The organism is Saccharicrinis carchari (assembly GCF_900182605.1).
Taxonomy (GTDB): Bacteria; Bacteroidota; Bacteroidia; order Bacteroidales; family Marinilabiliaceae; genus Saccharicrinis; species Saccharicrinis carchari.
The window spans coordinates 190,528-203,932 of the sequence record NZ_FXTB01000001.1 but is presented as its reverse complement, the minus strand read 5'-3'; the positions used below and the strand labels follow the sequence as shown (position 1 = coordinate 203,932).

The window sequence follows — 13,405 nt, the reverse complement described above, 5'->3', positions numbered from 1 at the left end:
CAACAACTTAATTATCTATACTAAGACATAATTAATTGCTTATAGGAAAATATGGTTTTCATATTTTTTTGCCCAAAATAATCCATCACATCGTCTTGGGGCATGTGGGTTGCTGCCATTATAAAATCACCACCCCAGGCACCCAATGATTTGATACAACCATCAAAGTCGCTAAAATGTTTTTGCTGCACCGGAATTACCCCCAAAATTCTTCCTATTATATCCTCGTGCTCGGTCATTAGTTCCTGAAATTCGCCTAAGCGGGAACAAGTACTCATTAAATCAGAAATAGCACTTATTCGTCGTATTCTTTCCGAGGCAATGTTTTTTTGCTTAAAACCTTTTATCGCCTCCTTTGAGCTTTGCTTTTTATTGGTATAAACAAAGTAAATATTTTTACTAAAAGGTGGATTAAAATCGCTTTCTGCAACTTGCGGACGACCTTTAATTAAATTAAAAAAAATAGGTTTATACCTACCTGCAATAGCAATATCGTAACCCGAACCCCCAAAGGTATATTTTAGCAGGTGATATGCATCAACATTAAAAAATGCAGCCACATTATAAATTAAAGTAGAGCTACTGCCCAGCCCCCATTCTGGCATAAAATCCATTTGGGTAATCGCCTTTTTTCCTTTTAAACAGGCCGGTTCAAAACCACCGGCGTTCATAGCTAACTTTAATATTTTTTGCAATTGTTCGGCAAAATCAGTATTGCTGGCCGAGTTTATATTCAGTTTAGTATTAAACTGCACCGTGTTCCATATTCCTTGCGGGTGACGAGCCTCCCACGCAAAGCCAGGCTCACTGCTTTGGTAAATAGCCAAACTTTGCCCTAATTTTAAAGGAACCGACAAAGCACGTGCTCCTTTTAAAACCAAATACTCTCCCGAAAGCAACAACTTTCCATTGCCTCTGGAAGAAAAAATAAGGGGATCTGAAGTATTGCTAACCATGTTACTTGTACTCTTTTTTTAAGTTTTTTGTCCAATTTTTTAGTATTCATGCCGCTTATTTTTCAGCCTCTCTGCATCCAAGTACAATTTAACTGCAGAATGACTGACATCGCGTTCACTAAAATACTTCTTGGCTTTTTGGCATTCCATAGGGTCGGCATTTAACGCAGCCAATATATTGCTCAGGTGCATTTTCATATGGCCTTTCTGAATTCCGGAAGTTACCAAAGCCGCCACTGCCGAAAAGTTATTGGCCATACCTGCAGCGGCAACTATTTGCATCAGCTCCGATGCCGAGGGCTCGTCCAGCAACAGCAAGGATAATTTGGCCATGGGGTGCAACGAGGTTAGTCCGCCAACGGTTCCCAGTGCCAATGGAAGCTTTAAGGTGTAAGTAAAAGTATCGTTCTCCAAAACAATGTCGGTGAGTGATGCATACGCACCTGCCCGAGAGGCGTAAGCATGCACACCAGCTTCAATGGCTCTAAAATCATTTCCGGTAGCAAGCACCACGGCATCAATCCCGTTCATTATCCCTTTGTTATGCGTTACCGCTCTGGAAGGGTTGTGTTTAGCCAAGCTGACGGCCTTTTTAAATCGCAATGCAAAATCTTGTGGTGAATAAACACCACTATACGCCTGTAAATCTTCAATAGGGCAACTTAATGCACACTGCACTAAACACTCCGGCGTGTAATTAGATAGAATGGCCATATTGATCTCTATATGCCGGTTATCGTTTTTTTGGATAAGAAAAGTGACCAACGCATCGCCCATTTTTTCCAGACAGGTATTAATAAAATTAGCTCCCATGGAATCCGCGGTTTCAAAACTCACCATTAAGCAATAGGTTTGCTCATCAACAAGGCTTTCGGAAGTCAGTTTAAAGCCCGTAATACCCCCTCCCCTTTTCTCCATGTTGTGAGTAATTTCCCCTACGCTGCACCTCAATGCACTTGTAATGTCAGGCATCAAAGCACTTAGCTCCTCAAAACTCCATTCCGTAGTAAAAAACAATTGGCCACTTTTGGTGACGGAAAGTACTTTTGTGCTAAAACCACCATGAGCACTCCAAAATTTAGCTGCTTTTGAAGCCGCTGCCACCACCGAGCTTTCCTCAACAACCATGGGTATGGCGTATTCCTTTTTATTGATAACAAAACCAGGCGCTACATTATAAGGTAAATAAAAATTGCTAATCGTATTTTCGGCAAACTGATTATACAGGCCTTGAAGCTCACGGTGATGATGTGACCTTAACGTTTCTTTAAAAGATACCGGCAAATTAAACTGAGCTGCCAACGTATCTACTTTTTGTTCTTGGCTGAACTTTGAAAATCCTTTAATCATGTTATTCAATTGATAACCCCATTTGTAACAGAAAGGGGGATATTAGAAAAGGTTAGTGGTTAGAGATTAGAGATTAGAGGTTAGATAAAAAGTATCCGTATTAAACAGTTAAGTATTGAGATGAAAGCCATCGGCTAAAAGTAATATCGAACTTTTTTCTTTCAAATTCTTAACTCGTAACTTTCATCTTTTTACTTTTAGCTTTTAACTTTTTTGCTCTCAACTTTTAACTCTCGACTCCCTCCGGCTGCCTCACCCGCAAAAACGATTCGGCCAATTGCCAACCTTTTCTCATATTAACAATAAAATTTTGCAACTCAGTATAATCTTTGAGTGCATAATTTAAAAAAGCGGCACCCATACCCACCACGGCAGGGAGTTTACATAATTGGGTTAAATAATAACCATCGAGCAATGATTTTATGCCACCTGAGATAATAATCTGTGGGCATTTAGTACCGCCCTTTTCAACTATTTGGTTTACCATCAGTGTCATTTCCTCAGCGGTATGTCCTATCCGCGTAAAGCCTTCAAATAAAGATGAATTACCCATGCGTCGCATCTGTTCGAGCTTGGTAAAATTGGTACCGCCTAAAGCACCGAATTCAAGCGCCGCAATATCCAAGTGTAACAAGGCCTTTATACTCTCGTAGCCCATACCCTGCCCTACTTCTTTTACGATGATGGGCGACGCTATCTTTTCTAACAATTCCTGGATGCACTCTATTGGAGGACGTTTCAGTATATCCCCTTCGGGCTGAAAAGCTTCCTGCAAGGGATTAATATGGATAATAGTTCCGTCGGTTTTAAGCTGACGGTTCAGGTAGTCGATTTTTTCGACCTCATTTTTCACTAAAAGTTCTTCGAGCTGCGCAATGCCCAGGTTAGAATAAAAAGGATAATCGTTACCAATGAGATCGCGCACTTTAAAATCGTCCCAATAATCGTCTGATAAAAATAAAGATCGGCACGAACCCAATCCCATGCCCAAGCCAAACTCACCGGCTGCTTTGGCCAGATTTGAATTAATGGCTCCGGCACGCTGTGTGCCACCCGTCATAGAAGATATCCAAAAAGGAAGCTTCATTGTTTTTCCCAAAAACACAAATGGCTCAGAATCGCGGGTGGGGTGAGCGGAAAGCATAGGTTCGTACATAAAACGAGGGTCGGCCTGTGCACGATTCACATTTGCCTCAAAAGCCAAATGAAGGTGTTCTTTTTTTCGGTCTTCCATGTGATTTTTCTATTAGTTAACTTACAATTTATATTTCGGTTAAAACCGAATTACATAATATTACTATCACACGGCATAAATGCCGTGCCTAGTTATAAAAGTGCATTCGCATTTTTGAGATGTTAGATTCACCATATAACTAGCCCTAGGCTTTAGCCTGGGGAAATTGGATAACACACATCGGGCTTTAGCCCAAATCTTTTCTTCCAACTCAAAAAAACCAATACATTACAAACCAATATGTCTGCCAATCACCATCTTAAGTATTTCGGTGGTTCCCTCGCCAATACGCAATATGCGGTGGTCGCGATAAAAACGCTCTATATCCTGATTTTTAAACAATCCGGCACCGGCAAAAATTTGCATCCCCTGGTCCGATACCTCTTGTGCCACCTCACTACAATACAATTTGGCCATGGCGGCTTCTTTACCAAAAGTCTGGTTGTTATCTTTAAGCCAACAGGCTTTGTACAATAAATTGCGCGCTAACTCAATTTTCATGTCCATTTCGGCCAGTTTAAACTGTACGGACTGGAAACTACCGATACGCTTTTTAAACTGTTCGCGCTCTTTAGCATAAGCCAGCGCCATTTCAAAAGCCCCTTGCGCCAGTCCCAATCCCATGGCGGCTATCGACAAGCGTCCGCTATCCAATGTTTTTAGCATCTGTGGCAAGCCATAATGTTCTTCACCTAACAAGTCACCCTCTTTAAGCATACATTTATCAAAGGCAATCTCCGCAGTATCTGATGCTCTCCACATCATTTTGCCCAAGGTACGTTTTGAAGAAAAGCCCGTAGTATTTCTTTTTACAATAAAAGTAGAATAACTGGGTTTTCCGCTCAACTCACCTGTTTTGGCAAGCACGGTAACACCTGCCATTAAATCGTTACTTCCGTTGGTAATATATCTTTTAGAACCGTTCAGCTCCCATCCGTCCGGAGTTTTGGTAGCCTCTGATTCAACACCTCGGGCGTCGGAACCGGCATTTACTTCGGTAAGCCCAAAAGCCCAGAGACCGTTACCATTGAGCAAATTGGGCAATAAAGTTTGCTTTTGCTCCTTTGTGCCATAATTAAAAATTGGTGCTACCCCCAGCGAGTTATGGGCTGCCATAGTAGCGGCCTGCGAGCCATCCACCCGGGCAATTTCTTCCACCGCAATAATATACGATAAAGTATCCATGCCTTGTCCGCCATACTTTTTTGGAATATCGATACCATACAGGCCATGACGACCCATCATTTGGCTCAGTTCAATTGAAAATGTTTCGTTGGCGTCCAACTCCTGGGCCAATGGTTTTATTTCTCTTTCGGCAAATTCCCGCACTTTTTGCCTTAATTCTTCTTTTTCTTTAGTGTAATAAGGATTCATACTATTTTAATTGTTAGTTATTAGCTGATAGCTACCCGTTACTCCGTTTCCATTAACAATTGGTTTAAACTTACTTGCTGCCCTTTGGCAACCGAAACCCTGGTAATAGTTGTATCTTTAAAGGCATGAATTATATTTTCTGTTTTCATGGCTTCCAGCACCAGTAAGGGATTTCCTTTTTTTATTTGCTCACCCTCCTGCACCATTACATCAACTATTAAACCCGGCATGGGTGCCATAATTGTTCTGATAGCATCCAGGTTATCGCTCTCCATCTTTTTTTGGTTATTTTCGGGAATATCAGTTACCTGTACTTGCAAACCATCGTACTGAATATAGCATATTCCCGCTTTGCTTACCGCATAACACACCTCAAACAACTCGTTATCAACAAGAAAGGTCAGCTTTCTTGCTTCAATGTTAACATGCGAAACAGTACAGTTTTGTTGATTATCCACAACAATGACAAAAGAATCAGAAAAAACATTCTTTAGGTCTACCCGCACGCTTTTACCTTGGATAAATAATTGATAATGATGCCAACTACGCCAATATCCGAGTTGGTTCCACACATCATTACCCGGATTTTTACGATAATTTTTTAAAGCTACAAAGGCTGCGGATAGGATATTAATACAATTGTTATCGATTGACTTTTGTTTCAAGAGTGCTTTCTTTTTTGTTTTAAAAAAAGAAGTAGAATAATTTCCTGCATTAAAATCCGGGTCGTTTAAAGCTTCCATAATTATTTCGCGGTTAGTTTTGATACCAAAGAGCGCATAATCCCTTAAAAAAACATTTAAACGATCAATGGCCTCCGCTCTGTTTTTTCCTTTGGCTATCACTTTTGTCAACAACGAATCGAAGTTAGGGCTTAGTTCTTCTTGTGGATGTGCACCGGCATCTATTCTGATATGAGGATGCTTTGGCATATAGGTATCGATAATACTACCAAAGGATGGAATAAAATTATTACCGGGATCTTCGGCATAAATGCGCGCTTCAATAGCATGACCTGTGACAGTAATATCCTGTTGGCTAATCGAAAGCGGCCAACCATTGGCAATACGAATCTGTTCCCTTACGATATCGACCCCCGTTATTTCTTCGGTAACCGGATGCTCTACCTGAATACGAGTGTTCATTTCCAAAAAATAATGTTTTCCGTTCGGTGTCAATAAAAACTCAACCGTACCGGCATTGGTGTAGCCGATGTGCCGGGCTAATAATAAGGCATCGTTTATAATGTTATTTTTGACTGTAACACTTAAATTGGGTGCTGGCGCCTCTTCAATCACTTTTTGATGCCTGCGCTGAATCGAACATTCCCTTTCGTGAAGATGGATAAGCTTACCATGCGTGTCGGCTAAAACTTGCACTTCGATATGGCGGGTATTTTGCACATATTCCTCAATATAAACCGATGCATTTCCAAAATAACGCAGAGCCTCGGCGGCTGCAACGTTCAATTCGGTCTCCAGGTTTTTAAAGTCGTTTACTACGCGCATCCCCTTACCTCCACCACCGGCAGCGGCTTTAATTACAATTGGCAGGTTTAAGGTCTCGGCCTTTTCCAGTATCTGTTGAACCGTTCCTTTTACTTTTTTTAGCAACGGAATTTTACAGATTTCGGCTATTTTATTCGCCTCATCCTTATTGCCCATCATTTTAATTTGCGCAGGCGAAGGGCCAATAAACACGATACCATTGTTTGCACAGCGTTGGGCAAAGTCATTATTTTCGGATAAAAAACCATATCCCGGATGAATGGCATCCACTTGGTTACGTAATGCTACATCTACAATCTGCGCAGCATTCAAATAGCTTTGGTCAATTGTAGACCCTTTTAACAATACTTTGATATCTGCATTTTCAACATGCCGTGCATATTTTTCGGCAGCGGTATAAATAGCTACAGTTTCGATGCCCATTTGCCGGGCTGTTTTAATTATCCGGACAGCTATTTCCCCTCTGTTGGCAATTAGTATCCTATTAATAGTTGGTTTTTTCGTATTTATTTGTTCCATGCTGGCTTTCGTTTTTCAAAAAATGCAGTTACACCTTCCTGTCCTTCGTTCGAGATTCGGGCACTGGCAATCATACGTGCACAAAATAACTTAGATGATTCGTCCTCGAGGTGCTCCTCAAGACGACGCAACAATGCCTTGGTCTGAATCAATGCATCGGGAGCTCCCTGGGCCACCGCCCGTGCAATGGCCAGTGTTTTTTCGCGAACAGGCTCTTTATCAGCAATAAAATGCACCAGTGCTTCTGCTTGTGCCTCTTTGGCTGAGAATGGTTCCGGCATCAATAAACGTTTACGCGCGTTGCTATTTCCCATTTTCGACATGATGTAAGGCGCTATGGTAGCCGGTATAATACCCAATTTAACTTCCGGAAAACCGAAAGTAGAATCCGCTTCACACACCACAATATCGGAACATGCCAGCAGCCCAACGGCTCCGCCAAATGCCGATTTGCGCACTTCGCATATCACCGGAACAGGGAAAGTATAAATGGTTTCGAACAAAGTATTAAACAACTTGGCATCGTCAATATTTTGGGTTTTGGATTGCTTTAATCCTTGCTTCATCCAATCTAAATCGGCACCTGAACAAAAACAATCTCCTGTGCCATAAATAATTAAAACCCTAAAACTACGATTTGCCTTGTGCATGTTTAGCGTGGCGATGATTTCCGTTATCATAGCTTTGTTGAGAGCATTTTTTTTATCGGGGCGGTTTAGTCCTAAAAATGCGATTTTGTTTTCAATGTAAAATGTGATGTTTTGCATAGCTTTTTTACATTCTGAAGATACCATACGATGCGGTATCATTGGATTTATTTTGTGCAATGGATAAGCCAATGGATAACAGCGTACGGGTGTGTACCGGATCAATAATGCCATCATCCCATAACCGGCTGGTAGCATAATACGGTGATGCTTGTTTTTGGTATCCACGTTGGGTCTTCTCCCTGAGTTGCTCAAGTTCTTCGTCAGATATTTGGGCTCCTGTACTATTAGCTTTATCGCGCTTAACCGTTACCAAAACATCGGCGGCTTGCCGTGGCCCCATCACGGAGATACTGGAACCCGGCCAGGTAAAAAGTAAGCGGGGACCAAACGAACGGCCGCCCATGGCGTAGTTACCGGCTCCATAGCTTCCGCCTATAATTACGGTAAAAAACGGAACCTGGGAATTGGCCAGCGCATTTACCATTTTAGCACCGTCCTTGGCAATTCCCTTTTTCTCATAGGCTTTTCCCACCATAAAACCGGTTATGTTCTGCAGAAACACCATGGGTATATTTCGGTTATTACATAATTGTATAAAGTGTGCTCCTTTTTGAGCGGACTCAGAAAAAAGGATTCCGTTATTGGCCAGAATACCTACCCAAAAGCCATTTATTTTGGCATATCCTGTTACCAGGGTATTACCGTAATCAGGTTTAAACTCGTGCAATTCACTTTTATCCGTCAGATGCTTTATCAACTCCCGAACATCGTTTTGTTTACCACCGGCTGTGGGTAAATGTTTATAAATATCTTCCGGTGCAAAACCGTTGGGCTCAGGCTTTTCTCTTTTGTACCTCCCCTTGATGGGATGTGGTAAAGTTTTAAAAATATCTCTACATATTTGGATGGCATGATGGTCGTCGCGAGCCAGATGATCGGCCACACCGGACTCTGATGTGTGCAAGCGTCCACCGCCCAGCTCTTCTGCCGTAACGTCCTCGCCCGTGGCTGCTTTCACTAAGGGAGGACCGGCTAAAAATATAGTACCCTGTTTATCCACGATAATGGTTTCGTCGCTCATTGCAGGTATATAAGCCCCACCGGCTGTACACGATCCCATTACGATACTTATTTGTGGAATGCCTTTGGCCGACATACGAGCCTGATTGTAGAATATCCTTCCGAAATCGTTTTTATCGGGAAAAACTTTGGCTTGATCGGGCAAAAAAACACCCCCTGAATCCACCAGATACACACATGCCAGGTTGTTTTGTTCGGCTATCTCCTGAGCACGTAGGTGTTTTTTAATGGTTTCTTTTACATAGGTACCACCTTTGGCTGTAGCATCATTGGCAATAACAACAGACTCCCGCCCCTGAATAACACCAATACCGGTTACGATTCCTGCCGAGGGAAAATCATTATCGTACTGATTGTAGGCCGCCAATGCCGAAAGCTCTACAAAGGGTGTGTTGCGATCAACCAAAAGCTCGATCCGTTGACGCGCCAAAAGCTTTGCCTTTGACTGGTGGCGCTTTTTTTGCTCCATATTACATTTTGACAAACCTTGCAGAATTCGGTTAAACTCAACCACCTCATCCGGTATCGCCTGATTGTTATTTGTACTTTTACACGACTGCGTTTTTATCATCACTAAATAGATATAATTGGCTTCCTTTATTAACCAAAGGGTTCGTAAAATGTTTGCCAAAAATCAAATATTATTAAACACTTTTTTAAAAGTACGTAAAAAAACACGCATGCCCATCATGCTGTCCACAAAATTAAAAAGAAAAAACAGAGTCGATTAAAGTGCATAAAGCAGATCTATTACCCGGTAATTTCAATCTTTTACACGTAGGAGCTATTGCTATCCGATATGCAAATAGCTTGTGGGTAGCTGCCTGCATTTCCACCTCACCCTCCCCTATGATATTGGCAAACGAAAGGCACTGTTATTTTTTTTTCAGAACCAGTAGGTAATTTATTCTCCTCAGCACCTTTTTATTGAAGAACTATTGAATGAAGACCGTTGTGGGTGGACTTAAAATTAATATTTCTTAAGTAATTAGGGTTGGTATATTTTTGTTGGAGCATCTTAACATAGACCAAGGATCATCAAAAATAAATCCTACGGTATAAGCCATCCTCAAGCACTCTCAGGCATGACGTTTACGCTGGTAGTTTCACGAAAAAACACGGTACCGAACTCTTTTAATTTACCCCTATCTTTTTTTTGTAAAAAGCTCCGCATACCAACCCTTTTGGTTAGGGGCTTGTTTAACCTTTGACAACAGGATGGCGTGCTTTTATAAGGATTAAGCAAATGGCCATATCGTACTTATAATTGACCCTTAGGATGCTAAACCTTTTTTAAAAACAATTTTGCGCCGATACATTAACAAACCCAAGCTCGCTCTCCGGTACCTTTTGCAAGATATCTACCTGAAGTTTTTTAGTTAACCCGCAATATCGTAAGCTGCCGAATGGATAACACTTAGCCAGGGGAAATCACGAATACTTATGCTGCCCGCAATAATTCTTTGTCCGCGTGCCGAGGCCAATAACGAAACATAGTAACCATCGCTTTGGTATTGATATAGTTGCAGAAATTAAATATCCTAAAGCTATATTGGTTTGCTTGATATCGTTACTGGCTTTTTACGTTAAAGGCGTAACGCCGATTTTCAATTCTATTTTTACCGTATCCTCTGCCCGTGCATAATAATTGACTTACGATTCCTATGTACTAAAACCCTATTTTTGTGCACCAGGCGATTAAATGCGCGCTTTTAACACTTACCTCGAGGTGTATTTTTTGCTGCTTATGGTGTTGCAAATCCTATGGTGTGTTGGAGCAAAAGATTGCCATATCCTTTGTTTTGATGTCCGCACAATACGGCAGGCAAATAGAAATGAAGGGCTTACGGATATTTAAACTAATACTTACGATCCCACCGGGTAATTTTCTTTTCCATCGCCACCCACACCTCTTGAAACAGATTGTGCCTACTTTGCCTACTACCTCTCTAACGAAAGAAAGGACTTCTCCACAACTTTGTTGTAAAACGATATCTGCAACATTAGCTTTTCGCTCATTTAATACATGCATTTGCAATTAATGCTTACCTAAGCTAAGTTCAATTTTTTCACGCTCAATCTTCCAAGCTATCATAGTTTTCATTTTCGGCGAGGTATTCGATATCACCATGGTCATCTTCATATTTCTCCCGGATGTCATGCCTTAAGTTACCTTCATCATCAAAGTCGTCGTCGTCTTCTACTAATTGAATTGCTTTTTTCACCGACATCCGCACCATATACATTTTTTCATCGGTTTCGAAGGGAAGCGCATAAACCGTTTCGTTGTCTTTGTTTTTAAACTCAATCAAATGCTGGCTAAATCCGTACGGATAAACCAGTTTTATTTGTTCCTGAATATCGGAATCGAGCTTTTCAAAGTCTTTAATCACTCTTAATTTATTCGATCTACTCGGTTTCATAGTTAGATGTATTTTTAAAATTTAGTACGACACAAATTAAATGATTAAAATGGTTTCTTCCCACTTTGTCAAAAAAGAATTACCATTTTTCGTTACTTTCGCATAAAATGTAAAAACTGAATGAACAGAGCAGTCGAAGAGCTTAAAAAAGTACGTACGCTCCTTTTAAACGAAAAAGAAGAAGATTTACTTCAATATAAGCGAAAAATGGCGGACACCTCACTAAGCGAAAGGCGGAAGGAAGGTGTTTGTTGGTATCCGTTAGCCATAGAACGTACCGCATATAGTGCAGGCGAACGTTTGTTGGTGCGCGTTTCCCGACCTAAAGAGCACAGGGAGTCGCATTTGTTCCAGTCGGGCAAACTGGTTTCTTTGTTCTCCAATTCAGGCAATAACAAGGAGCGGCAAGATGCCGTAAGTGCGGTTGTAAACAGGGTAGGCGAAAGCGAAATGATTATTACCCTTAATGCCGACGATGAACCCGAATGGCTGCGTAAAGGACACCTGGGGGTACAGCTAATGTTCGATGAGAATGCATATCTGGAAATGGAAAGGGCTTTAAACATAGTGATAAACCCGCAAGACGAACGTTTACTGTTTCTGCGCGCACTGTTACTGGAAGACCAGGAGGCAAGCTTTGACGAGGTTCCGGCAATTCACTTTCCTGAACTAAATACAAGCCAAAACAATGCCCTGAACCGTATCTCTGCTGCCCGCGATCTGGCCATCGTACACGGTCCGCCCGGAACGGGCAAAACCACCACTCTGGTACAAAGTATTCATCATACCTTAAAAAAAGAAAAGCAGGTATTAGTGTGTGCACCTAGCAATGCGGCCATTGATTTGTTGTGCGAAAAATTAACAGGTAAAGATATAAGGGTAGTACGCATAGGTCATCCGGCCAGAGTAACCAACGAAATATTGAACATCACACTGGATGCTCAAATTGCCCATCACAGTAGTTATAAAGATTTAAAAGCCATAAAGAAAATGGCCGAGGAGTATGTTCGCAGCGCCAAAAAATACAAACGGAGCTTCGGGCACGATGAACGGCAGCAACGTCGCCTGCTGTTGCAAGAATCGACCCAGTTGAAAAAAGAGGCCGAGCAGTTAGCATATTATATTGTAAACGATATTTTAACCCATGCTCAGGTTATAGCCACCACCATGGTGGGCGCATCCAATTATCAGATTAGAGACAGACGATTTACCACCGTATTCATCGACGAAGCAGCACAAGGTCTTGAACCGGCCACATGGATACCTATTACCAAAGCCAAGCGGGTTATTTTTGCCGGAGACCATTGTCAACTTCCCCCAACCATTAAGTCCATAACAGCTGCCCGAGCGGGTTTAGACGAAACACTGTTCGAAAAAACCATCCAACGCAACAAGGCCGATGTGATGCTGCAGGAACAATATCGTATGAACAAAGATATCATGCGTTTTTCGAGCCGCTATTTTTATAAGGATAAGGTACGCGCTAACAGCGAAGCAGAAAACTGGCGCATGTTCAACCAAGATAGGGTACTGGAATTTATCGACACAGCCGGCTGCGGTTTTTTTGAGCAGGTGGTCAAAGAAAGCAAGAGTTCATTTAATCCGGAAGAGGCCGATATGGTGCTCAAGCATTTTAGGCAATACATCCATTTAGCAGAAAATCAGCTGCCACAATGCAATCCAAGCGTGGGTATCATTTCGCCATATAAAGCACAGGTAAATTTGTTACAGCAAATCTTTAAGGATATAGAGGCAGAATTTGAAAAATGCACCCTGCAACTGTCGGTAAATACAATCGATTCCTTTCAGGGTCAGGAACGCGATATTATATATATTAGTTTGGTGCGCAGTAACGAGAAAGGAGAAATTGGTTTTTTATCGGATACCCGCCGCATGAACGTAGCTATGACACGGGCACGCAAAAAGCTGGTGATAATAGGCGATAGTGCCACCATAGGACAGCATAGGTTTTACAGCCAACTTTTGGATTATGTAAATGAAATTGGCGCATACCGCAGTGCGTTTGAATTGATGTACTGATGCTGTTATTTTACCACATACATTGTACATCGAACCCTATTCCTCGTATAAAAACGAGCACTTCTGGTTTATCCAATTACGCACGAAATTTAGCATTCATAGCCCACCCTGGCATGCTATGATGATTATACGCGGTTACGAAAGCCGTAAAATAACAGGTGGAATGCATCGAGGGTTTCAATACTTGAGTAAAAAAGGCTAACCAAAGGTG

10 protein-coding genes are annotated in these 13,405 nt (G+C 41.7%); 1 reads left to right on the top strand and 9 read right to left on the bottom strand.

The window, feature by feature from the left end:
• Window positions 1–20 precede the first annotated feature (20 nt).
• The 9 genes from FN809_RS00685 to FN809_RS00645 all read right to left on the bottom strand — a co-directional run bounded on the left by FN809_RS00685 (window position 21) and on the right by FN809_RS00645 (window position 11,154).
• Window positions 21–956 carry a GYDIA family GHMP kinase gene (locus tag FN809_RS00685; RefSeq protein ID WP_142531558.1) on the bottom strand — a complete coding sequence of 312 codons (936 nt, stop codon included), beginning with the start codon at window positions 954–956 and terminating at the stop codon, window positions 21–23.
• Window positions 957–995: 39 nt separating this feature from the next.
• On the bottom strand, window positions 996–2,306 hold the full coding sequence (locus tag FN809_RS00680) for a hydroxymethylglutaryl-CoA reductase (RefSeq protein WP_246095369.1): 1,311 nt from the start codon (window positions 2,304–2,306) through the stop codon (window positions 996–998).
• A 226-nt stretch (window positions 2,307–2,532) separates the two neighbouring features.
• Window positions 2,533–3,540 (bottom strand): beta/alpha barrel domain-containing protein, encoded by a 1,008-nt coding sequence (locus tag FN809_RS00675; RefSeq protein ID WP_142531556.1) that lies wholly within the window; start codon window positions 3,538–3,540, stop codon window positions 2,533–2,535.
• Window positions 3,541–3,768: 228 nt separating this feature from the next.
• Window positions 3,769–4,914, bottom strand: a complete 1,146-nt coding sequence (locus tag FN809_RS00670) for an acyl-CoA dehydrogenase family protein (protein WP_142531555.1) — start codon at window positions 4,912–4,914, stop codon at window positions 3,769–3,771.
• A 38-nt stretch (window positions 4,915–4,952) separates the two neighbouring features.
• Window positions 4,953–6,941 carry an acetyl/propionyl/methylcrotonyl-CoA carboxylase subunit alpha gene (locus tag FN809_RS00665; protein ID WP_142531554.1) on the bottom strand — a complete coding sequence of 663 codons (1,989 nt, stop codon included), beginning with the start codon at window positions 6,939–6,941 and terminating at the stop codon, window positions 4,953–4,955.
• A complete protein-coding gene (locus tag FN809_RS00660; protein WP_185957385.1) occupies window positions 6,929–7,708 on the bottom strand; it encodes an enoyl-CoA hydratase/isomerase family protein in 780 nt (259 codons plus the stop codon). The genes FN809_RS00665 and FN809_RS00660 overlap by 13 nt, the downstream gene beginning before the upstream one ends.
• Window positions 7,709–7,715: 7 nt before the next feature.
• Entirely contained in the window at window positions 7,716–9,362 is a 1,647-nt protein-coding gene (locus FN809_RS00655; protein WP_246095368.1) for a carboxyl transferase domain-containing protein, read from the bottom strand.
• A gap of 748 nt (window positions 9,363–10,110) precedes the next feature.
• Window positions 10,111–10,260, bottom strand: coding sequence for a RimK-like ATPgrasp N-terminal domain-containing protein (locus FN809_RS18160; protein WP_142532281.1), 150 nt, complete (start codon window positions 10,258–10,260; stop codon window positions 10,111–10,113).
• A gap of 546 nt (window positions 10,261–10,806) precedes the next feature.
• A complete protein-coding gene (locus FN809_RS00645; protein ID WP_142531552.1) occupies window positions 10,807–11,154 on the bottom strand; it encodes a hypothetical protein in 348 nt (115 codons plus the stop codon).
• 120 nt (window positions 11,155–11,274) lie between these two features.
• On the opposite strand from FN809_RS00645, the gene FN809_RS00640 reads away from it, so the two are divergent.
• On the top strand, window positions 11,275–13,194 hold the full coding sequence (locus FN809_RS00640; RefSeq protein WP_142531551.1) for an AAA domain-containing protein: 1,920 nt from the start codon (window positions 11,275–11,277) through the stop codon (window positions 13,192–13,194).
• Window positions 13,195–13,405: the final 211 nt, after the last annotated feature.